The sequence below is a fragment of the Ruegeria sp. BB7 genome (assembly GCF_056539365.1).
On the sequence record NZ_JBQFUV010000057.1, the window covers coordinates 1 to 504 of the forward strand.

The window sequence follows — 504 nt, forward strand, 5'->3', positions numbered from 1 at the left end:
GAACCGGGCAGCCAAAGCTTTTGAGCATTCTGTTAATGGCTTTGATGCCAGCTGTATTGGCGCCACTTTTGTCGATGACAATCTTCCTTGGTAAACCATTGACATCTAGCATCCGGGCGAAGAACTTCGTTGCCGCTGGTTTGTTGCGCCGCTGGGACAGCATGAAATCAAGTGTCTTGCCGTTCTTATCGACTGCTCGGTAGAGATAGACCCAGGTCCCTTTCACGCGGATGTAAGTCTCATCCATTCTCCAGGAACGGCCGCAAGTTCCTTTGCGGCGACGCGCGATCTCAGCGATCGCACCAGAATACCGTGTTACCCATCGGTTTAGTGTGGTGTGGTCGACTGAAACGCCGCGCTCGAGCATGATTTCTTCCAAATCGCGGTATGACACGCCGTAACGGACGTAAAAGAACACTGCGAACAGGATTACATCCTTCGGATATTGCGCGCCTTTAAAGGAAATCATGAACTGGCTTTCGACTTGATATGACCGGCAGTCAT

General features: G+C 51.2%; 1 protein-coding gene. It reads right to left on the bottom strand.

Translation table 11 applies throughout. From position 1 onward, the window contains the following. Nucleotides 1-469 (bottom strand): IS6 family transposase (locus ACR0D7_RS19440; RefSeq protein ID WP_480680485.1); only part of this gene is annotated, 469 nt, incomplete at its 3' end. Nucleotides 470-504 lie beyond the last annotated feature (35 nt).